Annotated in this window: 21 protein-coding genes and 1 pseudogene; 10 read left to right on the top strand and 12 right to left on the bottom strand. The window is 70.0% G+C overall.

What is annotated here, in order from left to right; genetic code table 11:
- Positions 1-4: 4 nt before the first annotated feature.
- From AVS7_RS05260 to AVS7_RS05215, 10 genes are all read right to left on the bottom strand, one after another.
- Positions 5-2206, bottom strand: a complete 2202-nt coding sequence (locus AVS7_RS05260; RefSeq protein WP_034690061.1) for a 3-hydroxybutyrate oligomer hydrolase family protein — start codon at positions 2204-2206, stop codon at positions 5-7.
- A gap of 51 nt (positions 2207-2257) precedes the next feature.
- Positions 2258-3322: a branched-chain amino acid ABC transporter permease gene (locus AVS7_RS05255; protein WP_024000982.1), complete on the bottom strand. Its 1065-nt coding sequence runs from the start codon at positions 3320-3322 to the stop codon at positions 2258-2260.
- 4 nt (positions 3323-3326) lie between these two features.
- Positions 3327-4307 (bottom strand): branched-chain amino acid ABC transporter permease, encoded by a 981-nt coding sequence (locus AVS7_RS05250; protein WP_020227374.1) that lies wholly within the window; start codon positions 4305-4307, stop codon positions 3327-3329.
- Positions 4308-4375: 68 nt separating this feature from the next.
- Positions 4376-5110 (bottom strand): ABC transporter ATP-binding protein, encoded by a 735-nt coding sequence (locus tag AVS7_RS05245; protein WP_200405912.1) that lies wholly within the window; start codon positions 5108-5110, stop codon positions 4376-4378.
- Between the two features lie 11 nt (positions 5111-5121).
- Positions 5122-5889, bottom strand: coding sequence for an ABC transporter ATP-binding protein (locus AVS7_RS05240; RefSeq protein ID WP_020227372.1), 768 nt, complete (start codon positions 5887-5889; stop codon positions 5122-5124).
- A gap of 67 nt (positions 5890-5956) precedes the next feature.
- The gene (locus tag AVS7_RS05235; protein WP_020227371.1) at positions 5957-7159 is read right to left on the bottom strand and encodes a substrate-binding domain-containing protein; all 1203 of its coding nucleotides are present in this window, start codon (positions 7157-7159) and stop codon (positions 5957-5959) included.
- 157 nt (positions 7160-7316) lie between these two features.
- Positions 7317-8813, bottom strand: a complete 1497-nt coding sequence (locus tag AVS7_RS05230; protein ID WP_020227370.1) for a sigma-54-dependent Fis family transcriptional regulator — start codon at positions 8811-8813, stop codon at positions 7317-7319.
- A 140-nt stretch (positions 8814-8953) separates the two neighbouring features.
- Positions 8954-10489: a tripartite tricarboxylate transporter permease gene (locus AVS7_RS05225; protein ID WP_020227369.1), complete on the bottom strand. Its 1536-nt coding sequence runs from the start codon at positions 10487-10489 to the stop codon at positions 8954-8956.
- Positions 10490-10756: 267 nt separating this feature from the next.
- Complete coding sequence (locus tag AVS7_RS05220; protein ID WP_020227368.1) at positions 10757-11305, bottom strand: tripartite tricarboxylate transporter TctB family protein; 549 nt, start codon at positions 11303-11305, stop codon at positions 10757-10759.
- A gap of 168 nt (positions 11306-11473) precedes the next feature.
- Complete coding sequence (locus AVS7_RS05215) at positions 11474-12433, bottom strand: tripartite tricarboxylate transporter substrate binding protein (protein ID WP_020227367.1); 960 nt, start codon at positions 12431-12433, stop codon at positions 11474-11476.
- A 158-nt stretch (positions 12434-12591) separates the two neighbouring features.
- Between AVS7_RS05215 and AVS7_RS05210 the strand changes: the two genes are divergently transcribed.
- Genes AVS7_RS05210 through AVS7_RS05195 form a run of 4 tightly spaced genes read left to right on the top strand, consistent with a single transcriptional unit; the run spans position 12592 to position 15675 of the window.
- Positions 12592-13275, top strand: a complete 684-nt coding sequence (locus AVS7_RS05210; protein WP_020227366.1) for a response regulator — start codon at positions 12592-12594, stop codon at positions 13273-13275.
- The gene (locus AVS7_RS05205; RefSeq protein WP_020227365.1) at positions 13272-14705 is read left to right on the top strand and encodes a sensor histidine kinase; all 1434 of its coding nucleotides are present in this window, start codon (positions 13272-13274) and stop codon (positions 14703-14705) included. The genes AVS7_RS05210 and AVS7_RS05205 overlap by 4 nt, the downstream gene beginning before the upstream one ends.
- The gene (locus AVS7_RS05200) at positions 14702-15145 is read left to right on the top strand and encodes an RNA-binding S4 domain-containing protein (protein ID WP_034690059.1); all 444 of its coding nucleotides are present in this window, start codon (positions 14702-14704) and stop codon (positions 15143-15145) included. The genes AVS7_RS05205 and AVS7_RS05200 overlap by 4 nt, the downstream gene beginning before the upstream one ends.
- A 17-nt stretch (positions 15146-15162) precedes the next feature.
- Positions 15163-15675 carry a GNAT family N-acetyltransferase gene (locus tag AVS7_RS05195; RefSeq protein WP_020227363.1) on the top strand — a complete coding sequence of 171 codons (513 nt, stop codon included), beginning with the start codon at positions 15163-15165 and terminating at the stop codon, positions 15673-15675.
- 69 nt (positions 15676-15744) lie between these two features.
- Here AVS7_RS05195 and AVS7_RS05190 read toward each other — a convergent pair whose 3' ends face one another.
- The gene (locus AVS7_RS05190) at positions 15745-17184 is read right to left on the bottom strand and encodes a short-chain fatty acyl-CoA regulator family protein (protein WP_020227362.1); all 1440 of its coding nucleotides are present in this window, start codon (positions 17182-17184) and stop codon (positions 15745-15747) included.
- Positions 17185-17296: 112 nt separating this feature from the next.
- Here AVS7_RS05190 and AVS7_RS05185 point away from each other — a divergent pair, with 112 nt between their 5' ends.
- Genes AVS7_RS05185 through AVS7_RS05165 form a run of 5 tightly spaced genes read left to right on the top strand, consistent with a single transcriptional unit; the run spans position 17297 to position 23558 of the window.
- A complete protein-coding gene (locus AVS7_RS05185; RefSeq protein ID WP_034690055.1) occupies positions 17297-17692 on the top strand; it encodes an acyl-CoA thioesterase in 396 nt (131 codons plus the stop codon).
- Positions 17689-18846 carry a 2-methylcitrate synthase gene (prpC, locus tag AVS7_RS05180; RefSeq protein WP_020227360.1) on the top strand — a complete coding sequence of 386 codons (1158 nt, stop codon included), beginning with the start codon at positions 17689-17691 and terminating at the stop codon, positions 18844-18846. The genes AVS7_RS05185 and prpC overlap by 4 nt, the downstream gene beginning before the upstream one ends.
- A gap of 21 nt (positions 18847-18867) precedes the next feature.
- Entirely contained in the window at positions 18868-21498 is a 2631-nt protein-coding gene (gene acnD / locus AVS7_RS05175) for a Fe/S-dependent 2-methylisocitrate dehydratase AcnD (RefSeq protein WP_034690069.1), read from the top strand.
- A gap of 27 nt (positions 21499-21525) precedes the next feature.
- Positions 21526-22704 carry a 2-methylaconitate cis-trans isomerase PrpF gene (prpF, locus tag AVS7_RS05170; RefSeq protein WP_020227358.1) on the top strand — a complete coding sequence of 393 codons (1179 nt, stop codon included), beginning with the start codon at positions 21526-21528 and terminating at the stop codon, positions 22702-22704.
- Complete coding sequence (locus AVS7_RS05165; protein WP_020227357.1) at positions 22701-23558, top strand: oxaloacetate decarboxylase; 858 nt, start codon at positions 22701-22703, stop codon at positions 23556-23558. Before prpF ends, AVS7_RS05165 begins: the two co-directional genes overlap by 4 nt.
- Before the next feature lie 46 nt (positions 23559-23604).
- Here the strand turns inward: AVS7_RS05165 and AVS7_RS05160 are convergent, their stop codons facing one another.
- Positions 23605-24534 (bottom strand): LysR family transcriptional regulator, encoded by a 930-nt coding sequence (locus tag AVS7_RS05160; protein ID WP_020227356.1) that lies wholly within the window; start codon positions 24532-24534, stop codon positions 23605-23607.
- Positions 24535-24631: 97 nt separating this feature from the next.
- Here AVS7_RS05160 and AVS7_RS05155 point away from each other — a divergent pair.
- A pseudogene (locus AVS7_RS05155) lies at positions 24632-25876 on the top strand (5-methyltetrahydropteroyltriglutamate--homocysteine S-methyltransferase); the annotation flags it as partial.

Genomic DNA, 25876 nt, shown 5'->3' with positions numbered 1-25876 from the left:
GGCGTCAGCGGGGCACCGTGATGGACGTGCCCGCGAAGCCGATCTGGTCGGCCGCCGCGGGCGCGGCCACGAACGGCGGCACGTTCGCCGCGGTGATCGCGGGCGCCGCGCCCGGCGTGCCGCCGCGCGGCGTGGTGCGCACCACCTGGTTGGCGGGCAGCGCGGCGCCGCTCTTGAGGTGCGCCCACATCGCGTCCATGGCCTGGTTGAAATACGGGTGCAGCGGCACGAAGCGCGTGTCGAAGCCCGCGAACGGCAGGAAGGCGTCGAAGTGCTGGCCGTTCAGGACCTCGATGTAGCGCAGCTTGCTCGACGCGCCCTCCACGGTGCGGTTGAGCGCCGTGTAGGCGCGCGCATTGTTGTTCACCGGCACCAGCGCGTCGCTGCGGCCCGCGACGATGATGGCCGGCTTGCCGCGCAGGTTGGCGCTGTGCAGCACCTCGGCGATGCCCGCGCGCACCTTGTCGCTGTCGGCCTTGGTGGGCGTGCTCGACGCCGTGAGCGCGGCACCCGTCGCCGGGTCCTTGCCGCTCACCAGCGCGTGCTGGCACAGCGCGTTGTCCAGCCCCAGGTCGGCCACGCCGGTGGAGGGCGAGACGGCGAACTGCCAGGCCTTGGCGCCGCCCACCGAGTCGTTGTAGACCACGGTGGCCGGCGTGCCGTTGGCGGTGCCGTTGGCGGTGGCGAAGCTCTGTACCAGCGCTGCGGGCGCCGCGGCAACGACGTCGCCAGTCAACAAGTTGGTGGCCGCGAAACTCGTGTCGCACAAATTGGCATCGGCAGCGAAGCGGCCGTAGGCCATGGTGTACATGGCCGAGAGGATGGGACCGTTGCCCAGGCCGTGGTGGGCGTTGTGCATGGTGTCGTTCTCGGCCGTCCAGCCATAGGCGTGCAGCTTGGCCAGCGCATCGGTCGCACGCTCGGCCGTGGTGGCGCCGGCCACCAGGCCCTTGGAGGCCAGACCGTCGCAGCGGGCCGTTGCGCGCGCGGCCAGGTCGATGCCGAGCAGCGCCTTGTAATAGGCGTAGTAGCCGTAGACCGAGGTTTCGCCGACCGCCGCATCGGCCGCCAGCGCCGCGCAGGGCTGGTAGATGTTGCCGTAGGTGGTGTATTCGGCCAGCGTCTTGCCGTAGCCCGCCACGGCCGCGCCGCCGAACTGGATGCCGTAGCCGCTCGCGGTGGGCATCTCGGTCACGGGCTCGGAGGCCACCACGCCGTCGATCAGGCCGTCGCCATCCTGCTCGGCCGCGCGCAGCGAGGCCGCGCCGCCGTTGGAGGCCGAGCCCGCGATCACCAGCGTGTTGCCCTTGGTGAACGGCACGGGGTCGGTGGCCGTGCCGTAGCGCGCGTTGAGCACGTACAGCGCGTAGCGGCCCGCGGCCAGCGTGTCGCTGCCCCAGTCCTTCTCGGGGTTCTGCTGCGAATGCGCGTGCTTGATGGCGATGCGGTTGGGGAAAGCCGCGTCGTAGGCCGCGCGCGCCGCATCGCCCAAGGCGGTGAAGAAGCTGGATGCGCCCGCCGCGCTGCGCGTGGCGCGCGTGCCGTCGATCTGGTTCACGGTGTCGTCGGCCAGGTTGTGCAGGCCCACGCCCTTGCCCGCGTCGGTCAGCGCCACGGCGCAGCCCTTCTTCAGGCCCCACTCGCCCGCCGTGCCGATGGCGCCGTACACGCCGCGCGAACCCGACGAGGGGCCGAGCACGATGCAGGGATTGCTGGCGCTGAAGCTGTCGGGCACCTGCACGGCGATCACGGTCTGCTTGCGGCCCGAACCGTCGTCGAGCACGGCCACGTATTCGCGTCCCGGGATCAGGCCTTCGCCGGCCGTCACCTGGCCGCCGGCCGTGACGTTGGGGCCGTAGAGCGTGCCGTAGCCGCCGGCGGGCAGCGGGTCGAGGATGCCGCGGTAGTTGGAATACAGCGCGTTGCGGCGCAGCTCGGCCGCCGTGGGGCGGGCCGGGTCGGCATAGGCCGGCGCGGCGGCCGCGCCCAGGCCGGTCTTGCCGATGCCGCCCGTCAGCAGGTCCTGCGTGGCCGCCGTGGCGCCCGTGCCCGCCGTGGTGGCGGGGTAGACCGTGGCGCCGATCTCCTTGATGCCCTTGGGCAGTTCGTTCGACGGTCCGGAAGAGCCGCCGCCGCAGGCCGCCAGCGCCGCCACGGCCAGGGCCGTCGCGGTGCAGCGCATCGTCACTCGTTCGTTCACTCGCATGTTGTCTCCTTGGGGGTAATGGTTGTCATGCAGGGACGGAAAGGCACATCGCTAGCGGATGCGCAGGGAACGCAGGCGCCCCACCACGCCGGTGGGGAAGTAGTAGACGGACAGCACGAACAGCAGGCCCAGCCACAGCAGCCAGCGGTCGGGCGACAGCAGCGCGGCCAGCCACGGCAGGCCGGCGGCGGCCTCCGAGCCGATGCGCAGCAGGTCCTGCAGGTAGCTCTGCGCCACCACGAACAGCACCGAGCCGATCACGGCGCCGTAGATGGTGCCCATACCGCCGATCACGACGATGAGCAGGCAGTCCATCATGATCTCGAAGCTGAGCGAGGTGTCCGGCCCGTTGTAGCGCAGCCAGAGCGCGAGCATGGCGCCCGCGAGCGTGGCGAACAGGGCGGAGAGCACGCTGGACGTGGTGCGGTAGACCACGACGCGGTAGCCGATGGCCTCGGCGCGGAACTCGTTCTCGCGGATGGCCTGCAGCACGCGGCCGAAGGGCGAGTTCACGATGCGCAGCAGCGCCAGCACCAGCACCACGGCGACCGCGAACAGCAGGTAGTAGGTGACGATGCGCCCGTCGATCAGCACGCCCAGCACCTCGTCCTCGAACGGCTCGAAGCTGGGCGACAGCAGCAGCGGCAGCTTGAAGGTCAGCCCGTCCTCGCCGCCCGTCCAGTCGGAGAGCTGCGAGGCCAGCGTCTGGAACGCCGCCGCCACGGCCAGCGTGATCATGGCGAAGAAGATGGCCCGCACGCGCAGCGAAAACAGGCCGATGGCCAGCGCCAGCAGCAGCGACAGCGCCAGCGCCGCGCCCAGCCCCACGGCCAGCGCTCCCCAGGTAGCGCCCATGCGGCTGGTGGCGATGGCGATGCCGTAGGCGCCGATGCCGAAGAACATGGTGTGCGCGAAGCTCACGATGCCGGTGTAGCCCAGCAGCAGGTCGAAGCTGGCCACCAGCACCACGAACACCAGCACCTTGGCCGCCACGTTGAGCGCCTTCACGCCGGGAAAGACGAAGGGCGCCGCCGCCAGCCCGAGGAAGACAGCCACGAGCAGCACCGCCAGCACCCTGCTGCGCGGATAGTCGCCGGAAAGAATGCGGTTCATCATGGTCTCAACGATTCGCTACGGGGTACACACCTTGCGGCCGCCACAGGAGCACGGCCACCATGAGCGCGATGTTGGAGAACAGCGCCACCTTGGGCACGAGAAAGCCCGTGTAGTTCGCCATCAGCCCCACGAGCAGCGCGCCGATCAGCGCCCCACCGGTGCTGCCCAGCCCGCCGATGATGATGACGATGAAGATCAGCACGTTGACCTGCGCGCCCATCTGCGGCACCACGTTCTGCTGGTACAGGCCCCACATCACCCCGCCCAGGCCCGCCAGCGCGCTGCCGGCCACGAACACGCCCACGAACAGGCGCCGCACGCGGTAGCCCAGGCTCTCGACCATCTCGCGGTCCTGCACGCCCGCGCGGATCAGCAGGCCCACCTTGGTGCGCGAGAGCGTCCACGCCAGCAGCGCGAAAACGCCCAGGCCCACGCAGACGGCGAGCACGCGGTATTTCTCCACCGCCGCGTCGCCCACGATCCACGCGCCCTTCATCGCCTCGGGCAGCGGCAGCGGGATCTGCTGCGGGCCCCAGATGACCTTGATGAGCTCCTCGCCGATGATCATGCCGCCCATGGTGATGAGGATCTGCTTGAGGTGCTGCCCATAGACAGGCCGCACGATGCAGCGCTCGAACGCCAGCCCCACCGCGCCCGCCACCAGCATGGCGACCACCATCGCGGGCAGCACGGCGAGCAGGTTGCGCCAGAGTTCGGCGCTTTGCGTGTAGTCGCCCATGGCGCCGAGCACGCTGGTGGCCACGAATGCGCCCAGCGCGATGAACACGCCGTGGCCGAAGTTCAGCACGTCCATGAGGCCGAAGACCAGCGTGAGGCCCGAGGCGATGATGAACACGATCATGCCCATGGCCAGCCCCGCCACGGTGAGCGTGGCCCAGGTGCTGGCCGAGCCGATGAAGGGCAGCGGGGCCAGCATCAGCGCGGGCACGAGGGCGATGGGCAGCCAATCGATGTCGCGCGCCATCGCTTCTTTTTTGATAGCTGGTTGCGCTTTATTGGCGGGCGCTATGGCCTGATTTGGCTTGTATCCGCTCATAGCGCCAGCCCCAGCAGCGACTGCTGCAATGCCTCGTCGGCGGCCAGCGCGGCCATGGGGCCGGCGTGCACCACCACGCCGTCGTCCATCACCGCCACGTGGTCGCCCAGGCGCTTGGCGAAGTGCAGGTTCTGCTCCACGAGCAGGATGGTGGTGCCGCTTGCTTTCAGTTGCGCAAAGGCGTCGATCATGTTGTTCACGATGGCGGGCGCGAGGCCCTTGCTGGGCTCGTCCACGATGAGCAGTGCGCGCGGCTCGACGATGGCGCGGGCCACGGCCACCATCTGCTTTTGCCCGCCGCTGAGCTTGCCGGCCGGGTGGTTCCAGAACTTCTGCACGGCGGGAAAGAGGCCGAAGATCCACTCCAGCCGCGCCTCGTCCATCTGCGCGGCGGTGCGCGCGCCGCGCGCAGCCAGCAGCAGGTTTTCCTTCACCGTCAGGTCCGCGAAGATGCCCATGTTCTCGGGCACGTAGGCGATGCCCTGCTGTGCGATACGCGGCGTGGGCCAGCCAGCGATGTCGGCGCCGTCCATCACGATGCGGCCCTGGCTGGCCTGCCACAGGCCCATGATGGTGCGCAGCGTGGTGGTCTTGCCCGCGCCGTTGCGGCCCAGCAGCATGGTGAGCTGCCCGCGCGGCACGGCGAGGTTGACGCCGTGCAGGATGTGGTAGGCGCCGATGTGCGTGTGCACGCCGGAGAGCTCCAGCAGGTTCGTGCTCGCCGTGGTCATGCTGCCCTCCTTCATGCGGCCTCCTTCGCGGCGGTGCCCAGGTAGGCCTCCTGCACGATGGGCGAGGCGATCACCTCGGCCGGGTCGCCGTCGGCCACCAGCGTGCCGTTGTGCAGCACGATGATGCGGTCGGCCAGCTCGCGCACCACGTCCATCTTGTGCTCCACGAGCAGGATGGTCTTGGTCTTGTCCTTCTTCAGCGCGCGGATGAGCTGCAGCACCACTGGCGCCTCGTCGTGGCTCATGCCGGCGGTGGGCTCGTCGAACATGTAGACCTGCGGCTCCAGCGCCATGAGCAGCGCCACCTCCAGCTTGCGCTGGTCGCCGTGCGGCAGGCTGGCGACGGGCGCGTCCTGCCGGTGCATCAGCGCCACGGCGCGCAGGATCTCCTGGGCGCGCGCCGTGAGCTGCGGGTGGTCGCTCCACACGCTCCACAGGTTCAGGCCGCGCCGGTGCGCGCCCTCCCGGGTGGCCTGCACGGCCAGGCGCACGTTCTCCAGCACGCTGAGGTGGGGAAACAGGTTGGTGAGCTGGAACGCGCGGCCCAGCCCGGCGCGCGTGCGTGCCGAGGCGGGCAGCTCCGTCAGGTCGCGCCCGCCCAGCGACACCGTGCCCGCCGTGGCCTTGAGCTGGCCCGAGATCAGGTTGAAGTACGTGGTCTTGCCCGCGCCGTTGGGGCCGACGATGGCGGTGAGCGTGCCCGGCGCGAAGGCACAGGTCACGGCGTTCACCGCCACGTGGCCGCCGAAGCGCACGGTCAGGTCCTGGGTTGCAAGCATTGTTTGAATGAAAATGGCCTCCAGCGCTTGATGGACAAGCGCTGGCAGCTATCGAAACAGGAGTGGATCAGCGGCCGTTGCGGATCGGCACCTGCATCTCTTCGGGCTTGATCTCGCGCACCAGCTCCGGCACGCCCCAGGCGAAGGCCGGGTCGTTCTTGATGCGGAAGTGGTACATGCTCTGCATGGCCTGGTGGTCTTCCTTGCGGAAGGTCATGGTGCCCTTGGGCGTCTCGAAGCTCATGCCCTCCATGGCCTTGATGAGGGTGTTGCTCCTGGTGTCGCCGTTCGTCTTCTTGAGCGCGGTGACGATGGCCATGGCCGCCGAGAAGCCACCGGCGGTGAAGAAGTCCGGCGGCGTCTTGTACTGCTTGTAGTGCATGGAGACGAGCGCCTCGTTCACCGGGTTCTTGGGGATGCCGAAGTAGTAGTACGTGGCGCCCTCCATGCCCGGCATGCCCTTGTAGGCGGCCATGGCCGGCAGGATGTTGCCGCCCGTGGCGATCTCGATGCCGTAGCGCTTCAGGTCCATGTCGTTGATCTTGAACGGGTTGCCCGCGCCCGCCCAGACGATCCAGATGACCTTCTTGCCCGGCTGGTCCTTGAGCTTGTCGATCAGGCGCTGCGCGCCGGCCGTGAAGTCGGTGGTGGCGGCGGGCAGGTATTCCTCGTGCACCAGCTTGCCCTTCTTGATGGCGTCCTTGAACGCCTTCACGCCGTCGCGGCCGAAGGCGTTGTCCTGCGCCAGCGTGGCGATGGTGGTGCCGGGCTTGTCGATGGCGACGGCGTTGCCGATCGCGTCCTGGCTGGAGTTGCGGCCCGTGCGGAAGATGTACTTGTTCCACTTGTCGCCGGTGATGGAGTCGGCCACGGCGGGCTCGACGATCAGCACCTTCTTGTACTCCTCGGCCACCGGCAGCATGGCCAGCGCCACGCCCGAGGCGCTGGGGCCCACGGCCAGGTCGGCCTTGTCGTCGGAATACGCGGTGGCGAGCTGGCTCTTGCCCAGGTCGGGCTTGCCCTGGTCGTCCTTCTCGATCACCACCAGCTTCTTGCCGGCCACCGCCATGGTGCCGCCGGTGGCGTATTCCAGGCCCATCATCAGGCCCGCCTGCGTCTGCTTGCCGTAGGCCTCCAGCGGGCCGGTCTTGCTGTAGACGTGGGCGATGCGGATCTCCTGCTGGGCCATGGCGGCGGACGGCCCCCACGCGGCGGCCAGGACAGCGGCCAGAGCGCAGGCGCGGACGGCGAAGGTGCGGCGATGGTGCATGTGTGTCTCCTCTTGAATCGTTGGGCAATGCCGCCCCGTGATTGCACACACCATGCCAGCCTGTCTGCAGGCGGTTTTTCTGCGAAATGGCGCAAAAGCCACTGGTTTTGTTTGTTTTTGAGACAAATCAATGCCTGAAAAACAGACAATTGCCTGATTATTTATCAGGGTTTTCCATGCGTTCGTACAGCGTGGCGCGTGAGATGCCCAGGTGCCGCGCCGTGGCCAGCTTGTTTCCGCCGTGCAGCGCCAGCGCGGCAGCGATGGCACGCTGCTCCAGCTCCGCCACCTGCACGGCCAGGGGCCGCAGCAGGCGCGCGGCCTCGTCGGGCTCGGCATGCTCCAGCGCAGGCGCCGGGGCGGCGGGCTCCACGCCGCTCTCGCGCAGCACGTCGTGCAGCTGCTGCGCGCCGATGGCCAGGGTGTCGCTGCGCATGGCCGCCTGCTCCAGCACGTTGCGCAGCTCGCGGATGTTGCCGCGCCAGGCCTGGCCTGCCAGCAGCGCCAGCGCGTCGGGCAGCAGCTCGGGCGGCGCGGCGGCGCTGCGCAGGGCCAGGTCTTCGCCCAGCGCTTCCACGAGCGCGGGGATGTCCGAGCGCCGCTCGCGCAGCGGCGGCACGCGGATGGGCAGCACGTGCAGGCGGTAGAACAGGTCTTCGCGGAAGCGCCCCTCGCGCACCAGCGCGGCCAGGTCGCGCGAGGTGGCGGCCACCACGCGAACGTCGAACGGCACGAGCTGGTTGCTGCCCAACGGCTCGATCTCGCCCTCCTGCAGCGCGCGCAGCAGCTTGGCCTGCAGGCTGGGCGGCATGTCGCCGATCTCGTCGAGGAACAGCGTGCCGCCGTCGGCCAGCTTGAACTTGCCCTCGCGCCCCTTGGCCGAGGCGCCGGTGTAGGCGCCCGGCGCCACGCCGAAGAACTCGGCCTCCAGCAGCGTGTCGGGCACGGCCGCGATGTTCACGCTCACGAAGGGCCCGGCGGCGCGCGCCGAGGCCGCGTGGATGGCATGCGCCAGCAGCTCCTTGCCCGTGCCCGTCTCGCCCAGCAGCAGCACCGGGCTTTGCGACTGCGCCGCGCGGCGCGCCTGGCGCTTGACCTCCACAGCCGCGGGGCTGGCGCCCACGAAGCTGGCGAAGGTGTGCTTGGCCCGGCGCGCGCCCTGCCCCGCGGGCAGCCGGCTGCGCTGCGCGGCCAGCTCGCGGCGCGCCTCGTCCAGGTCGCGCTGCAGCCGGGCGAACTTGCCGATCAGCGGCTGCAGCGTAGTCTCGGGGTGGTCGAACAGCACGATGCCGATGGCGCCGATCACCTGGCCGCCCTCGCCGCGCAGCGGAATGCGGCTGACCACGAAGGTGCCGGCCTTGTTGGTGAGCAGATCCACCAGCACGGGCTGGCCCGTCTCCAGCACGCGGCGCATCTGGGTGTTGGGAATCACCTCCTCCACCATGCGGCCCACGAAGTCGTTGACGGAGCCCACGCCCAGGTCCGGCAGGAAGCGCCGGTAGCCCTCGTTCACCCACACGATGCGCCCGCTCAGGTCCACCAGGAACATGCCCTGGCTCATGCTGGAGAAGAGCTGGAACATGGAGCGCGCGGCCAGTTCCAGGATGCCCTGCGCATCCAGCGGCAGGGGCGAGGCGTCGGTGTTCAGCGGCATGGGGCGATGGTAGCGCGGCGCCCCATGTTGACCATTATTAACAAGAACGATTCTCAATCACGTGCTACACTCCGCGCCCGTGCAAGCACACTCTCTGGTGGGGAGTCCCGGGGGCGGCCAAGCCCCCGGGTGCTGGCCCGTCAGACGATGTCGTCGGCGGACTGGTAGTGGTGGCGGCGAGCTGCCTTGCGCACCGCCCAGTGGCGCAGCACGCGCGGCACGATGAGCACGGCCAGCACGATCACCACCAGCGCCAGCGACATGGGCCGCTGCAGGAAGATCCACCAGCTCCCCTCTCCCAGCGCCACGGCGTTGCGCATCTGCGCCTCGGCCAGCGGCCCCAGGATCATGCCCACCACCACCGGCGCGGTGGGGAAGTCGAAGCGCCGCATCACCACCCCCAGCACGCCGATGGCGTACAGCAGGAACAGGTCGAACGCGCTCTGGCGCATGCCGTAGGCGCCCACCGTGGCGAAGATCAGGATGCCCGCGTAGAGCTGCGGGCGCGGCACCTTGAGCAGCTTGACCCACAGGCCCACCATGGGCAGGTTCAGCACCAGCAGCATGAGGTTGCCGATGTAGAGCGACGCGATCAGCGCCCACACCAGCGCGGCCGAGCTGCTGAACAGCTGCGGCCCCGGGTTGATGCCGTAGTTCTGGAACGCGCCCAGCAGCACCGCCGTGGTGTTGCTGGTGGGAATGCCCAGCGTGAGCAGCGGGATCAGCGCGGCCGTCACCGTGGCGTTGTTCGCGGCCTCCGGGCCGGCCACGCCCTCGATGGCGCCCTTGCCGCCGAACTCGGCCTTGTCCTCGCCCTTGGCGAGCTTCTTCTCGGTCGCGTAGCTCAGGAAGGTGGGGATCTCGGTGCCGCCCGCGGGGATGCAGCCGAATGGCGTGCCGATGGCCGTGCCGCGCAGCCATGCGGGCCAGGAGCGCTTCCAGTCGCGCGCCGACATGTGCACGCGGCTCAGCTTGTTCTGCGTCTCGACCACGCGGCCCTCGTAGAGCGCCGCGTAGAGCACCTCGGCCACGGCGAACAGGCCCACGGCCACGAGCACGATGTCGATGCCGTCCAGCAGCTCCATTTGCCCCGCCGTGTAGCGTGCGGCGCCCGAGATCTGGTCCATGCCCACGCAGCCCAGCGCCAGGCCCAGGAACAGCGCCGTCATGCCGCGCAGCGCGCTCTGGCCCAGCACCGCGCTCACGGTGGTGAAGGCCAGCACCATCAGCATGAAGTATTCGGGCGGGCCCAGCTTCACGGCGAACTCGGCAACCGAGGGCGCGAACAGCGTCACCACCACCGTGGCCACCGTGCCCGCCACGAAGGAGCCGATGGCCGCCGTGGCCAGCGCCGCCCCCGCGCGGCCGCTCTTGGCCATCTTGTTGCCCTCCATGGCGGTGACCATGCTCGCCGTCTCGCCCGGCGTGTTGAGCAGGATGGAGGTGGTCGATCCCCCGTACATGGCGCCGTAGTAGATCCCCGCGAAGAAGATCATCGAGGCCGTGACCTCGACCTTGGCCGTGATGGGCAGCAGCATGGCCACGGCCACGGCCGGCCCGATGCCGGGCAGCACGCCCACGGCCGTGCCCAGGGCGCAGCCCACCAGGGCCCACAACAGGTTGGCAGGGGTGATGGCGGTGGCGAAGCCCGCCAGGAGTGCGTCGAAGATTTCCATTGAGAACCTCTTTGTGGCCTTTTTATGGGGTGCGCATGGCAGCAAACGGCCACGATCTAGGCGCCCACCGCAGCCCATGCTGGCGGCCTGGGCAAGGTGGGCAACAACGAGCGTGGCCGTTTGCTGCCATGCCCGAAGGGTTGCCCTGCCACGGCAGCGTCTGCCGCGTTGCAAATCCTCGCCGGGCCACCAGCCCGTCTGCGGTTTGCGCTTTGCAGCCACTGCCGTGGCGGGGCAACGTACCCCATAAAAGGGCCATAAAGAGGTTCATAGCCACCCCGTTTCAGTGAGACCCGGCAGGTTGATCGCCAGGAACTGCGTGAAGGCCCAGAACACCGGCGCGGAGATCAGCAGCCCCGTCGCCACGTCCTTGGCCCAGGTGGCGGGCGTGCCCGCCAGCGGCTGGCGCCCCGCGCGGCGCAGGCCCTGAACGGCCAGCACATAGCACACGGTGCAGCTCACGATGAAGCCCACGGTGCCGATCAGCGCCGCATTGACCAGCAGGCCCGTGGACACCCAGACGAAGGGGCCGATATCGGCCCGGGGCTGCCCGCCCGGATCGGACGCCTCGCGAAAGCCTCCGGTGCGCGCCTCCCACACCAGCCAGGCGCCGCACACGGCCAGCACCACGGCGCACAGCCACGGCAGGAAGTTGGGACCGACGCCGCCGTAGCCGGCCTCGGACGAGATCTGCAGCGCGCCGAAAGCCATGCCGGCGGCCACGAGCAGCACGCCGACGCCGACGACGGTCTGCGCGCGCGGCGAGGGAATGCAATCCGGCGCCTCGTCGGCGCCGGCAAGAGAGGGATCGGACATGGCGACTCCTGAAAACAAAAAAAGCATCGCCCCTGAAACTGGCGCGGCCCAAGCCAGGACACCCGTGGAGCTGGCTGTGCCAGGCCACTGGGTACGTCCCCCTGCCCGCATTGCGGAGCAATGCGAGAGCGGGGGGAAGGCGCGCAGCACCCAGGGGGTGTACCTGCGCTACACCATGCCGGACTTGACCATCGTGGCACGCAGGCTCGCGAACTCGGCATCCACGAAGGCGGCGAACGCATCGCCGGCCAGCCACGCGGGCGTCCAGTCGTTCTTCTGCAGCGCCTCGGCCCAGGCCTTGCTCTTGGTGGCTTTCTCGATCAGCGCGATCAGCGCATCCCGCTGGGCCTTGGAGATGCCTGGCGCGCCATAGACGCCGCGCCAGTTGCCGATCTCGACGTTGATGCCCTGCTCCTTGAGCGTGGGCACGTTCACGCTCGGCAGGCGGGTGCCCGAGGTCACGCCGATGGGGCGCATCTTGTCCGCGGCGATGTACTCGGCGAACTCGCTGTAGCCGCTGCCGCCGATGGTCACATTGCCGCCCAGAATGGCCGCCGTGGCCTCGCCGCCCCCACGGAAGGCCACGTAGTTGATCTTGGCCGGGTCCACGCCCACCTCGCGCGCGATCATGGCCGCCGCGATGTGCTCAGTGGAGCCGCGCGAGCCGCCGCCCCACTTCACGCTGCCCGGGTCCTTCTTGAGCTGGGCCACCACGTCGGCCATGGTCTTGAAAGGCGAGTTGGCGGGCAGCACGAACACGTTGTATTCGCTGGTCAGGCGCGCCAGCGGCGTCACCCGGTCCAGGCCCACGGGCGGCTTGCCGGTGATGATGCCGCCGAGCATCACGGCGCCCATCACCATCATGGCGTTCGGGTCGCCCTTGCTGCCGTTGACGAACTGCGCCAGGCCGATGGCGCCGGCCGCGCCGCCCTTGTTGTCGTACGTGACCGACGAGGCCACACCCGCGTCCTGCAGCGCCTTGCCCAGGGCGCGGCCGGTGGTGTCCCAGCCGCCGCCGGGGTTGGCGGGGATCATCATCTTGACGGCCACGGCCGCCTGGGCCGACAGCGGCAGGCTGCCGGCGGCGGCCAGCGCGGCCAGGGATTTCAGGAAGGTGTCGCGGCGCATGGAGTCTCCTTGTGCATCATTGGTTGAACCGACCGGACGATGATGCGCGCGCAAGCTGTCAAACCGCTGTCCTGGCGCTAGGGGTTATCACGCATCCGCGCACGCTCCGCCGGCGCCGCCGCCCCGCGCCGCGCCGCAGGCCGGACAATCCGCGCACCATGCAACTGCTCCTCGTCGAAGACGATGCCACCATGCAGGCCACGCTGCAGCGCTCGCTCACGCGCCGGGGCATGGCCATCACCGCCTTGTCCGACGGCCGCGCCGCGCTGGCCGAGTGGCGCGCCCGCCCGCCCGACGCCGTGGTGCTCGACCTGACCCTGCCCGGCCTGGACGGCCTGCAGGTGCTGCAGCAGGCGCGCGCCGCCGGCCTGCGCACGCCCGTGCTGCTGCTCACCGCGCGCGGCACCGTGGGCGACCGCGTGCTGGGCCTGAACGCCGGCGCCGACGACTACCTGCCCAAGCCTTTCGACCTGGACGAGCTGGAGGCGCGCCTGCGCGCCCTGGTGCGCCGCAGCAGCGACGCGGCCGAGGCCAGGCCCGCCCCCGCCGCCGCCACGCTGGGCGTGCTGCGCCACGACAAGGACAGCGGCGCCATCTATGCCCACGACGCGCCCATGGACCTCACCCCGCGCGAGCTGGCCCTGCTGCGCGCGCTGCTGGCCCAGCCCGGGCGCGCCGTGGCCAAGGAGCGGCTGTACGAGCTGGTCTTTCCCGGACAGAGCGACGTGCAGTACGAGGCCATCGAGGTCGTGGTCTACCGCGTGCGCAAGAAGCTCGCGGGCACCGGCGTGGTGCTGATGACGCTGCGCGGCCTCGGGTACCTGCTGAAGGCCGAGGCGTGAGCCGCCCCCGCTCGCTGCGCCGCCAGCTGCTCGTGGGTATCCTGCTGCCCACGCTGCTGTTCGTCGCCGTCAACACCTACAGCTTGCACCGCCAGGCGCTGGCCGCGCTGCACACGGCCTACGACCGCACGCTGCTGGCATCGGCCAAGACCATCAGCGAACAGCTCGACGTGCGCGGCTGGGACGAGCTGGCCGAGCTGCACGCCACCGTGCCCTACGCGGCGCTGGAGGCCTTCGAGGCCGACAACCAGAGCCGCATGTTCTACCGCGTCTCCAACCTGCACGGCGAGATGGTCTCGGGCTTCGCCGAGCTGCCCGTGTGGCGCGGCGCCATCCCCGCGCGGCCGCCCTATGCGGCGCTGGTGGACTTCTACGACGACCAGTTCCGCGGCGCGCCCGTGCGCGTGGCCGTGCTGCTGCAGCCCGTGGCCAGCAGCGAGGGCCGGGGCATGGCCGTGGTGCAGGTGGCCGAGACGCTGGAGCTGCGCGAGGCCGCCGCGCTGCAGATCCTGCGCACCACCCTCACCCGCCAGGCGCTGCTGCTGGGCCTGATCGCGCTGCTCGTGGTGCTGGTGGTGCAGCGCGCCACGCGGCCCGTGCGCCAGCTCAGCGCCGACCTGCGCGCGCGCCCCGAGGGCGACCTGGCCCCCATCGCCGCGCCCGCCGCGCCGCGCGAGCTTCAGCCGCTGATCGACGCCACCAACGCCGTCATGCAGCGCCTGTCGCACCTGCTCGCGCACCAGCAGCGCTTCGTGCGCGATGCCTCGCACCAGCTGCGCACGCCGCTGGCCGTGCTCAAGGTACAGGTGCAGTCCGCGCTGCGCGGCGACACGCCCGCGCCGCAGGCGCTGCACGAGATCGGCGACACCGTGGACCGCGCCACCCAGCTCGCCAACCAGATGCTGGCCCTGGCCAAGGTGGAGCAGTTGCGCCAGCAGGGCGCCGTGCCCGTCACGCGCCTGGACGCTGTGCTGCGCGAGATCGCGCTGGAGCTCTCGCCCCTCGTCGCCCAGGGCGACCTGGACTTCGGCATCGACACCTGCGCCGCCCCCGTGCATGCGCACGAATGGATGCTGCGCGAGCTGTGCCGCAACCTGCTGCACAACGCCATCCGCCACGCCCCGCCCGGCACCGAGCTGGCCGTCGCCCTGCGCGCCGACGGCCGCCACGGCGATGGCCGCCATGCCATCCTCACCATCGCCGACGGCGGCCCCGGCATCGACGACGAGCTGGCCGCGCGCCTGTTCCAGCCCTTCTCGGCCGGCGACGTGCGCACCGGCTCCGGCCTGGGGCTGGCCATCTGCCGCGAGATCGTGCAGGCCCTGGGCGGCACCATCGCCCTGGCCAACCGCCGCGAGGGCGCGCGCATCCTCGGATTGGATGCCGTCGTACGCCTGCCCCTGGCGCCGTTGGCGACAATTGCGCCATGACCCTTCCTCCCGAATCCATGCGCCTGGACAAGTGGCTGTGGTGCGCCCGCTTCTACAAGACACGCGCCCTGGCGGTCGAAGAAACGGCCAAGGGCCGCGTCACCGTCAACGCCCAGGCCGCCAAGGCCTCGCGCGAGCTGCGCGTGGGCGACACCGTGGCGCTGCGCCAGGGCCCGGTGGCGCGCACCGTGGTCGTGCGCTCCCTGAGCAACTACCGCGGCCCCGCTCCCGTGGCCCAGCAGCTCTACGAGGAAACCGCCGGGAGCATCGCCGCCCGCGCCCAGGCCGCCGAGGCGCGCCGCCTGGCGCCCGAGCCCGCCGCCAGCCTGCGCGAAGGCCGCCCCACCAAGCGCGACCGGCGCAGCATGGACGAGCTGGAGCGCGGCTGGGGCGACCGGTGGAGCGCATCGTTGGACGACGAGCCGCCCGCCAAGTTTTGAATCCGAGGAATCCACGCATGCCCGACCTCTCCACCCCCGCGGCCGATACGGAAAGCATCGTCATCGCAAACTGGGCCCACCCGCCGCACGCCCAGGCCGTCGTGCAGCTTCTCGACGCGTACGCGCAAGACACCATGGGCGGCGGCGCCCCGCTCCCCGGTTTCGTGAAGGACAACCTCGTCGCCGAACTGCGCAAGCGCCCGCAGGCCCTGGCGATATTGGCGTTCGTCGGCAGCGAGCCGGCCGGCCTGGCGATCTGCATCGAGGGATTTTCCAGCTTCGCCTGCATGCCGCTGCTCAACGTCCACGACATGGTGGTCGCGCCCCGGTTCCGCGGCCGCGGCCTCTCGCAAAAGATCCTCGCCAAGGCCGAGGAATGCGCCCGGGAGCGCCAATGCTGCAAGCTGACCCTGGAGGTGCTGGAGGGCAACGCCGTGGCGCAGCGCGCCTACCGCGCCTTCGGCTTCGCGGGCTACGAGCTCGACCCGGCCATGGGAAAAGCCATGTTCTGGCAGAAGAAGCTGGCCTGACCTGGATTCAAGTCTTTCCGGCCTCCAGCGCTTATCCACCAAGCGCGAGCAGCTCCTTATTCGATAGCGCTACGCCACCCGGTACGGCACCAGGCTGCTGCGGTCTTCCTGCACCTCCAGCGCGCGCCCGATGGGCGGGAACGCCCGCTGCGGGCAGGCCGTGCGCTCGCACACCTTGCAGCCCATGCCGATGGGCACGGCGGCCCCGGGGTCGGCCAGGTCCAGCCCGCGCGCGTAGACGAGCTGGTCGGCGTGCTGCACGTCGCAGCCCAGCGCCACCGAGAAGGTCTTGTCCGGCGCGCCCCAGCCGCCCGCGCTGCGCGTGACGGTGCGCGCGATCCACAGGTAGGCGCGGCCGTCGGGCATGCGCGCCAGCTGGCGCACGATGCGGCCGGGCTGGGCGAAGGCCTCGTACACGTTCCACAGCGGGCAGGTGCCGCCGATCTTGCTGAAGTGGAAGTGCGTGGCCGACTGGCGCTTGCTGATGTTGCCCGCGCGGTCCACGCGGATGAAGAAGAACGGCACGCCGCGCGCGCCGGGGCGCTGCAGGGTGGACAGGCGGTGGCACACGGTCTCGAAGCCCACGCCGAAGCGCTGGCCCAGCCGCTCGATGTCGTAGTGCAGCGCCTCGGCCGCATGCAGGAAGGTGGCATAGGGCAGCAGCAGCGCGCCCGCGAAGTAGTTGGCCAGGCCGATGCGCGCGAGCGAACGCGCCGCATCGCCCGACAGGCCCGCGCCCTGCACGATGCGGCGCAACTGCGGCTCCATCTCCAGGAAGGCCAGTTGCGTGGCCATCTGGAAGGCGCGCTGCGCGCCCTGCAGCGCGGGCGACAGGTACAGCACGCGCGCGGCCGCGTCGAAGCGCCGCTGCGTGGCCTCGCCCTCATGGCCGGGGCCGGGCTCGGCCAGCAGGGCCACGCGCACGCCGTGGGCGGTCTCCAGCCGGTGCAGCAAACCGGGCTCGGGCGCGCCGAGCGGCAGGCGCCATTCGAAGGCCAGGCGCTCGGCCGCGTCGTCCAGCTCGGCGATGTGGTTGTGCCGGGCGAAGAAGAAGTCGCGCACCTCCTCGTAGGCCATGGGCGCCTGCGCCGCCGGGCCCGCGCGGTCGTCGCCCAGGTGCTGCGACAGCGCCTCCAGCCGCTCGCGCGCCTCGCGCCGCCCCTCGTGCAGGGCGAGCAGCGTACGCGCCACGGCGGGCATGTTGGCGGCCAGCTCGCGGATCTCGGCGAGCGACACCGCATCGCCCGGGCTGGCGGCGGCCACATCGGCCATCACGTCGCGCAGGCCGGCGATCAGGCGCGCCTCGTCGTCGTCGGAAAAGCGCTGCACGTCCACGCCGAACACGGCGTTGATCTTGAGCAGCACGGGCACGGTGAGCGGGCGCTGGTTCTGCTCGATCTGGTTCAGGTAGCTGGCCGACAGGTCGAGCGCGCGCGCCAGCGCCACCTGGGTCATGCCGCGCTCCTCGCGCAGGCGGCGCAGGCGCACGCCCATGAAGGTTTTTTTCATCGCTCTCTCTTGCTGATCTTTCGCAATATTCGCAAAACCCGGGGGAAAAGTTCACAACCATTCGCCAATTCAGGCCTTATGCGGGGGAGCTATTGTGCGTAGATTGCGAAGCATGACAACCCCCCAAGGCACCGCCGAGACGGCGGACATGGTGTTTCCCGGAGATGCCAACCACCACGGCACGCTGTTCGCCGGCAACGGGCTGAACCGCATGGCCCGTGCTGCTTTCCTGGCCGCGCGCGGGGCGGCGCAGCGCGAGGTGGTGATGGCCAGCGTGACCCGCGTGGACTTCCTCGCCCCCGTGGGCGTGGGCCAGCAGCTCCTGCTGCGCGCCTGGGTCAGCCGCGTGGGCCGCAGCTCGCTCACCGTGTGCGTGACCGGCCTCGCGCAGGCCCCGGGCACGCCGACCGAAGAAGTGCTGAAAGGGGTTTTCGAGATGGTGGCCGTGGACGCCCACGGCCGCCCCGCGCCCATCGCCAACGCCTACCTGAAACCGGAGACCACATGACCACCGCCACCACGACCGCCGCCCCCAAGGCGAAGAAATCCGTCGCCCTCTCGGGCGTGACCGCCGGCAACACGGCACTGTGCACCGTGGGCCGCACGGGCAACGACCTGCACTACCGCGGCTACGACATCCTGGACATCGCCGAGGTCTGCGAGTTCGAGGAAATCGCCCACCTGCTGGTGCACGGCAAGCTGCCCACGCGCGCCGAACTCGCCGCGTACAAGGCCAAGCTCAAGGCGCTGCGCGGCCTGCCCATCAGCGTGAAGCAGGCGCTGGAGCAGCTGCCCGCCGCCAGCCACCCGATGGACGTGATGCGCACGGGCGTCTCCGCCCTGGGCTGCGCGCTGCCCGAGAAGGACGACCACAACCTGCCGGGCGCGCGCGACATCGCCGACCGGCTCATGGCCTCGCTCGGCTCCATGCTGCTGTACTGGTACCACTTCAGCAGCTCGGGCAAGCGCATCGAGGTGGAGACGGAGGACGACTCCATCGGCGCGCACTTCCTGCACCTGCTGCACGGCAGGAAGCCCAGCGCAGCGTGGGAGCGGGCCATGCACACTTCGCTCAACCTCTATGCGGAGCACGAGTTCAACGCATCGACCTTCACCGCGCGCGTGGTGGCGGGCACGGGCAGCGACGTGTACTCGGCCATCACCGGCGCCATCGGCGCGCTGCGCGGCCCCAAGCACGGCGGCGCGAACGAGGTGGCCTTCGAGATCCAGAAGCGCTACGACAACCCCGATGAGGCGGAAGAAGATATCCGCCGCCGCGTGGAGGCCAAGGAAGTGGTGATCGGCTTCGGCCACCCGGTCTACACGGTGAGCGATCCGCGCAACGTCGTCATCAAGGGCGTGGCCAAGCGCCTGTCCGACGAGGCGGGCTCGACCAAGATGTACGACATCGCCGAGCGGCTGGAGCAGGTCATGTTGGAAGTGAAGAAAATGTTCCCCAACCTCGACTGGTTCAGCGCCGTGAGCTACCACATGATGGGCGTGCCCACCGCCATGTTCACCCCGCTGTTCGTGATCGCGCGCACCAGCGGCTGGGCGGCGCACATCGTCGAGCAGCGCATCGACAACAAGATCATCCGGCCCAGCGCGAACTACACGGGCCCGGAAGACCAGACCTTCGTCCCGATCGAACAACGCCGCTGATCCCTGCCTCGCTCCACGATGATGAACAACGCATTCCGCAAGCGCCTGCCCGGCACGGCGCTTGACTACTTCGACGCGCGCGAGGCCGTCGAGTCCCTCCGGCCCGGCGCCTGGGACACCCTGCCCTACACCGCCCGCGTGCACGCCGAGAACCTGGTGCGCCGCGCCGACCCGGCGCAGTTGAACGGCTACCTGCGCCAGCTCACCCTGCGCAAGCGCGAGCTGGACTTCCCCTGGTTCCCGGTGCGCGTGGTGTGCCACGACATCCTGGGGCAGACCGCGCTGGTCGATCTGGCCGGCCTGCGCGATGCGATTGCGCAAGAAGGCGGCGACCCCGCTGCCGTGAACCCCGTCGTGCCGGTGCAGCTCATCGTGGACCACTCGCTGGCCGTGGAATGCGGCGGCTACGACCCCGATGCGTTCGCCAAGAACCGCGCCATCGAGGACCGCCGCAACGAGGACCGCTTCCACTTCATCGAGTGGACGAAGAAGGCCTTCGCCAACGTGGACGTGATCCCGGCGGGCAACGGGATCATGCACCAGATCAACCTGGAAAAAATGTCTCCCGTGGTCTACGTACAGGACGGCGTGGCCTTCCCCGACACCTGCGTGGGCACCGACAGCCACACGCCGCACGTCGACGCGCTGGGCGTGATCGCCGTGGGCGTGGGCGGGCTGGAGGCCGAGAACGTGATGCTGGGCCGCGCCTCGTGGATGCGCCTGCCCGACATCGTGGGCGTCAGGCTCACCGGCAGGCGCCAGCCGGGCATCACCGCGACCGACATCGCCCTGGCGCTGACCGAGTTCCTGCGCAAGGAGAAGGTGGTGGGCGCGTATGTGGAGTTCTTCGGCGAGGGCGCGGACAGCCTCTCGATCGGCGACCGCGCGACCATCTCGAACATGTGCCCCGAGTACGGCGCCACGGCGGCGCTGTTCTACATCGACCAGCAGACCATCGACTACCTCAGGCTCACCGACCGCAGCCCCGAACAGATCGCGCTGGTCGAGAACTACGCCAGGCAGGCGGGCTTCTGGCGCACGGCGCTGCAAACCGCGCAGTACGAGCGCGTGCTGGCGTTCGACCTGTCCAGCGTGGTGCGCAACATGGCCGGCCCGTCCAACCCGCACCGCCGCCTGCCCACGTCGGCGCTGGTGGACCGCGGCATCGCGGGCCCCATCAAGCTGGAGATGGCGCGCTCGGAAGAAGCGCGCGGCCTGATGCCCGACGGCGCCGTCATCATCGCCGCCATCACCAGCTGCACCAACACCAGCAACCCACGCAACGTGATCGCCGCCGCGCTGCTGGCGCGCAACGCCAACCGGCTGGGCCTGGTGCGCAAGCCCTGGGTCAAGACCTCGCTCGCGCCAGGCTCCAAGGCCGTGGAGCTGTATTTGGAGGAAGCGAACCTGCTCGGCGATCTGGAAAAGCTCGGCTTCGGCATCGTCGCCTTCGCCTGCACCACCTGCAACGGCATGAGCGGCGCACTCGACCCGAAGATCCAGCAGGAGATCATCGACCGCGACCTCTACGCCACAGCCGTGCTCTCGGGCAACCGCAATTTCGACGGACGCATCCACCCGTATGCCAAGCAGGCGTTCCTGGCCTCGCCGCCGCTGGTGGTGGCCTATGCGATCGCGGGCACGGTGCGTTTCGACATCGAGAACGACGTGCTCACGGTGGTGGACGGCAAGGAAATCCGCCTGAAGGACATCTGGCCCAGCGACGAGGAGATCGACGCCATCGTCGCGAAGGCGGTCAAGCCCGAGCAGTTCCGCAAGGTCTATGAGCCGATGTTCACCATCCGTGTCGATGACGGCGAAAAAGCCGCGCCGCAGTACGACTGGCGCCCGCAGTCCACCTACATCCGCCGCCCGCCGTACTGGGACACGGAAGGCGTGGGCGCGCTGGCGGCCTTCCCGCGCACGCTCAAGGGCATGCGCCCGCTGGCCCTGCTGCCCGACAACATCACCACCGACCACCTGTCACCGTCCAACGCGATCCTGCTGGACAGCGCCGCCGGCGAGTACCTGCACAGGATGGGCCTGCCCGAGGAGGACTTCAACTCCTACGCCACGCACCGCGGCGACCACCTGACCGCCATGCGCGCCACCTTCGCCAACCCGCAGCTCGTCAACGAGATGGCCGTGGTCGATGGCCAGGTGAAGAAGGGGTCGCTGGCCCGCATCGAGCCCGAAGGCCAGGTGGTGCGCATGTGGGAGGCCATCGAGACCTACCTGAACCGCCGCCAGCCGCTCATCATCATCGCCGGCGCCGACTACGGCCAGGGCTCCAGCCGCGACTGGGCCGCCAAGGGCGTGCGCCTGGCGGGCGTGGAAACGGTGGTGGCCGAGGGCTTCGAGCGCATCCACCGCACCAACCTGATCGGCATGGGCGTGCTGCCGTTGGAGTTCAAGCCGGGCGTCAACCGCCTCACGCTGCAACTCGACGGGACAGAAACGTATGACGTGGAGGGCGACCTGCAGCCGCGCGCCGACCTCACGCTGGTCATCCACCGCAGGAACGGCCAGACCGATCGCGTCGACGTCACCTGCCGCCTCGACACGGCCGAGGAAGTCTCGGTGTACGAAGCGGGCGGCGTGCTGCAGCGCTTCGCCCAGGACTTTCTGGCCCAATCGGCCTGCAGCGCTTGATGCTCAAGCGCCACCAGCTATTGAAAAATGAGCAACTCACCGCAAATCAAGATCCCCGCCACCTACCTGCGCGGCGGCACCAGCAAGGGCGTGTTCTTCGACGCGAAAGACCTGCCCCCGCCCGGCCCGCAGCGCGACGCCATCCTGCTGCGCGTGCTGGGCAGCCCCGACCCCTACGGCAAGCAGATCGACGGCCTGGGCAACGCCTCGTCCAGCACCAGCAAGGCCGTCATCCTCTCCCGCAGCACGCGGCCCGGGCACGACGTCGACTACCTGTTCGGGCAGGTCAGCATCGACCGGCCCTTCGTCGACTGGAGCGGCAACTGCGGCAACCTCTCCGCCGCCGTGGGGCCGTGCGCCATCCACCTGGGGCTGATCGACGCGGCGCGCATTCCCATCCAAGGCAGCGTGACCGTGCGCATCTGGCAGGCCAATACGGCCAAGACCATCGTGGCCCATGTGCCGATCAGCAACGGCCAGGTGCAGGAGACGGGCGACTTCGAGCTGGACGGCGTGACCTTCCCCGCCGCCGAGGTGCCGCTGGAGTTCCTTGAACCTGCCGATGAGAGCGGCGCGATGTTCCCCACCGGCAACGTGGTGGACACGCTGGAGGTGCCGGGAGTCGGCAGCTTCCAGGCCACGCTCATCAACGCGGGCATTCCCATCATCTTCCTCAATGCCAGGGACATCGGCTACACCGGCACCGAGCTGCAGGGCGACATCAACGAGGACCGCGCCGCGCTCGCGCGCTTCGAAATCATCCGCGCGCACGGCGCCGTCAGGATGGGCCTGATCCGCGACGTGGCCGAGGCCGCCCAGCGCCAGCACACGCCAAAGATCGCCTTCGTCGCCCCGCCCGCCGGCTACACCGCGTCCAGCGGCAAGCGCATCGAAGCGGGCGACATCGACCTGCTCGCGCGCGCCCTGTCCATGGGCAAGCTGCACCACGCCATGATGGGCACGGCGGCCGTGGCCATCGGTACGGCGGCGGCTATTCCGGGCACGCTGGTCAACCTGGCAGCCGGTGGCGGCACACGCAACGCCGTGCGCTTCGGCCACCCCTCGGGCACTTTGCGCGTGGGCGCCGAAGCACAGCAAATCAATGGCCAGTGGACAGTCACCAAAGCCCTCATGAGCCGCAGCGCCCGCATCCTCATGGAAGGCTGGGTACGCATCCCCGCCGACACTTTCCAGGCATCCGCATGAACACCAAGCAGCAACTCAAGGCCCTCGCCGAAGCCCGCCGGGGCGTCATCGTCCCTGGCGCATTCAACGCCCTCTCCGCCCGTGTCGTCGCCGACCTGGGCTACGAGGCGATCTACGTCACCGGCGCGGGGGTCACCAACATGTGGTTCGGCCTGCCCGACCAGGCCTTCATGGGCCTGACCGACATCGCCGACCACACCGCCCGCATCCGCGACGCGGTGGAGGTGCCGTTGATCGTGGACGCCGACACCGGCTTCGGCAACGCGCTCAACACCTACCACGCCGTGCGCACCCTGGAGCGCGCGGGCGCGGACTGCATCCAGCTCGAAGACCAGGTGAGCCCGAAGCGCTGCGGCCACTTCAACGGCAAGGCCGTGATCGAGGCTGGCGAGATGGTCGGCAAGATCCGCGCCGCCGTGGATGCGCGCCGCGACGGCCTGCTGGTCATGGCCCGCACCGACGCGGCGGCCGTGCACGGCTTCGACGCCGCCGTGGAGCGCGCCCAAGCGTACGCCGAGGCGGGCGCCGACATCCTCTTCGTCGAGGCCGTCACCACGGCGGAACACGTGCGCGCCCTGCCCCAGCGCCTGCAAGCGCCCCAGCTCATGAACATGGTCATCGGCGGCAAGACGCCCATCGTGGGCGCCGACGAGCTGGGCCGGCTCGGCTACGGCTTCGTGCTCTACGCCAACGCCGCGCTGCAGGGCGCCGTGGCCGGCATGCAGAAGGTGCTGACCCAGCTGCGCGACGCGCGCGAGGTGCGCGAAGACCCGGCGCTGGTCGCCCCGTTCGCCGAGCGCCAGCGGCTGGTAGGCAAGCCGTTCTGGGATGCGCTCGAAAAGAAATACGAATGAGATCAGTCTCTAGCGCGTATCCAGAAAGCGCAAGCAGCTATCAAAACTAAAGCAGCTCTACGCCCTTGAGCGTGACGAAGCTCGTCTCGCGCGTCACGCGCACGAAGTCCTGCAGGAAGGGCCTGGGCGAGAGCTGCGGCAGGCAGGCCGCGTGCAGTTCGCCGCGCAAGCCGCGCGCGCCGATGGGGCGCGCGGCCACGTAGCCCCGGTCCAGGTAGCCCTGCACCGCCCACAGTGGCAGGGCGGCCACGCCCCGGCCGCTGGCCACGAGCTGCAGCATGGCCACCGTCAGCTCGGTGGTGCGCCGGGGCGGGCGCACGCCGGCGGGCTCCAGCACCTGGCGCACGAGGTCCAACATCTCGTCGGGCACCGGGTAGGTGATGAGGGTCTGGTCCGCGAAGTCCTGCGCCTGCAGGAAGGGCTTGTCCAGCAGCGGGTGGCCGTGGGCCAGCAGCGCGCGGATCTCGAAGCCGAACAGGGGGTGGTAGTCCACGGCGCCCGCCTCCCCGGCGTCCAGCTCGGAGACGATGGCCAGGTCCGCCCGGCCCTGGTGCAGCAGGCCCACGGGGTCGGCGTGGAAGCCGCTCACGATGTCCAGCTCCACCTCGGGCCAGCGCGCGCGGAAGGCGTCCATGGCGGGCATCAGCCAGTCAAAGCAGGTGTGGCACTCCACGGCGATGCGCATCTGCCCGCCCTGCCCCTGGGACAGCCGCGCCACATCGCGCTCGGCCGCCTCCACCTGCGGCAGCACGGCGTCGGCCAGCTGCAGCAGGCGCGCGCCGGTGGCGCTGAACTGCGGCGGCACGGACTTGCGCTCGAACAACGGCGTGCCGTAGCGGTCCTCGAGCAGCTTGATCTGGTGCGACAGCGCCGACTGCGTGAGGTTGAGCAGCTGCGCCGCCCGCACCAGGCTGCCGCTGTCGCGCAGGGCCTGCAGCGTGCGCAGATGGCGGACCTCCAGGATGGACTGCATCATTAGAAATATTCAAGCTGACAAGACAAAACTTTCGTTTGAATCATAAACGCGCTTGGCCGACCATCGCGGTTTTCTCTTGCACAAGGACTTCCGGACCATGGCCGCCTCCCCCATCTTCACCCACACACTGGGCTTTCCCCGCATGGGCGCGCAGCGCGAACTGAAAACGGCGCTGGAGCGCCACTGGCGCGGCGAGATCGACGCCGCCGCGCTCGAAGCCGTGGGCGCCCAGCTGCGCGCGCGCCACTGGCAGGCCCAGCGCGACGCGGGCCTGGCCTTCGCTACGGTGGGCGACTTCGCCTATTACGACCACATGGCCCACCACATCCAGATGCTGGGCTGCGAGAGCCCGCGCTTCGGCTTCGCGCCCGGCACGCCGGAGCTGGCGCGCTACTTCGCCATGGCGCGCGGCGTGCAAGGCCACGGTGCCGAGGCCTGCGGCGCGGGCTGCGCGCACGCGCCACATTCCGGCGAAGGCCAGCCCGCGCTGGAGATGACCAAGTGGTTCGACACCAACTACCACTACCTCGTGCCCGAGCTGCACGCCGGCACCGCGTTCCGCCTGGCCAGCGAGCGCCTGTTCGACGAGGTGGCCGAGGCCCAGGCGCTGAGCCACCGCGTGAAGGCGCAGCTCGTGGGGCCGCTCACCTTCCTGTGGCTGTCCAAGGAGAAGGGCGAGGCGCCGTTCGACCGGCTGGCTTTGCTGGAGCGCCTGCTGCCCGTCTACGCGCAGATCCTCGCGCGCCTGAAGGCCCAGGGCGTGGAGTGGGTGCAGATCGACGAGCCCATCCTGGGCCTGGACCTGCCCTCCGCCTGGACACAGGCCTTCGAGCCCGCGTACTGGCAGCTCGGCAAGGCCGGCCCGCAGGTGCTGCTGGCCACCTACTTCTCGCCCCTGGAGGGCCACCTGCGCCTGGCCTGCCAGCTGCCCGTGGCCGGCCTGCACGTGGACGCCGTGCGCGCCCCGCAGGAGCTGACGGGCGTGGCCGACTGGCTGCCGGGCTACAAGGTGCTGTCGGTGGGCGTGGTGGACGGGCGCAACATCTGGCGCACCGACCCCGACGCCGCCCTGGCCCTGCTGCGCCCCGTGGCCGCCAAGCACACCGGGCCGCTGTGGGTGGCGCCCTCATGCTCGCTGCTGCACGTGCCCGTCAGCCTGGCGGGCGAGGATGCGCTGGACCCCGAGTTGCGCACCTGGCTCGCATTCGCCACCGAAAAGCTGGGCGAAGTGGCGCTGCTCGCCGGCCTGCTGGACGGCCGCGTGGCCGACGCCGACCCGCGCCTGGCCGCCGCGCGCGCCGCCATCGCCAGCCGCCGCGCCAGCCCGCGCGTGCACCGCCCC

Source organism: Acidovorax sp. MR-S7 (genome assembly GCF_000400995.2).
Lineage (GTDB): Bacteria > Pseudomonadota > Gammaproteobacteria > Burkholderiales > Burkholderiaceae_C > MR-S7.
Note: the sequence above shows the minus strand (reverse complement) of the source record. Positions and strands in the feature narration are given on the sequence as shown.